This is a genomic window from Mesorhizobium sp. WSM4817, assembly GCF_055811135.1.
On the sequence record NZ_JBVVQQ010000102.1, the window covers coordinates 1 to 1,017 of the forward strand.

The 1,017-nt window shown below is 67.9% G+C and carries 1 protein-coding gene; it reads left to right on the forward strand.

The window, feature by feature from the left end:
• Positions 1 to 1,017 (forward strand): condensation domain-containing protein (locus AC0L2K_RS34885; RefSeq protein ID WP_473533647.1); only part of this gene is annotated, 1,017 nt, incomplete at both ends.

The window sequence follows — 1,017 nt, forward strand, 5'->3', positions numbered from 1 at the left end:
AGCTGCTCGGTGTCGAGCGGGTCGGGCGCCACGACCACTTCTTCGAGCTCGGCGGCCACTCGCTGTTGGCGGTGCAGCTTTTGAGCCGGTTGCCGCAGGCCGTCGGTGTCGAGCTGCCGCTGGCCACGCTGTTCGCCAGGCCGGTGCTTGCCGATCTGGCCGCAAGCATCGTCGAGCTGTTGAGCCGCGCCGGTCCGCAAGACCTGCCGGCGATTGCGACGGTGTCGCGTCATGAGCCGCTTGTGCTGTCGTTTGCGCAGCAGCGGCTATGGTTCTTGGCGCAGCTCGACGAGGGCAGCACGAACTATCACATTCCGTTGGCCTTGCGGCTGCGTGGCGTGCTCGACCGCAGCGCCTGGCAGCGCAGCCTTGACCGTCTGTTTGCCCGTCACGAGGCGCTGCGCAGTGTCTTTGTCGCGCCGGAGGGCAAGCCCCGGGTTGAGGTCCTGCCGCCGAGTGCGGGGGTGCCGGTGGTGGAGCACGATCTGCGGGACAGGCCGGATGCGCAAGCCGCGCTTCTGGATCTGTGCCGTGAAGAGGCCCTCACGCCATTCGATCTTGCGGGTGGCCCGCTGATCCGCGGACGTCTGATCCGGCTGGCGGATGAGGAGCACGTCTTCCTGCTGACCCAGCATCACATCGTCTCCGACGGCTGGTCGCTGGGCGTGCTGGTGCGTGAACTCAGTCAGCTTTACCGGGCGTTCGAGGCTGGACAGGACGATCCTTTGCCGCCGCTTGCAATCCAGTATCCGGATTATGCCGCCTGGCAACGGCAGTGGCTGTCGGGGGAACGGCTGCAGACCCAGGCGCAGTATTGGCGCAACGCCCTGTCAGGCGCCCCGGCCCGGCTTGCGCTGCCGACGGACCGGCCGCGGCCGGCCCAGCAGTCGTTCGCCGGGGCCTGTGTGCCGATCGTCATCGATGCGGATCTGACGCGGGGTCTGAAGCGGCTGAGCCGGCAGCATGGCACGACGTTGTTCATGACGGTGCTGGCGGCCTGGGCGGCGGTGCTTTCGC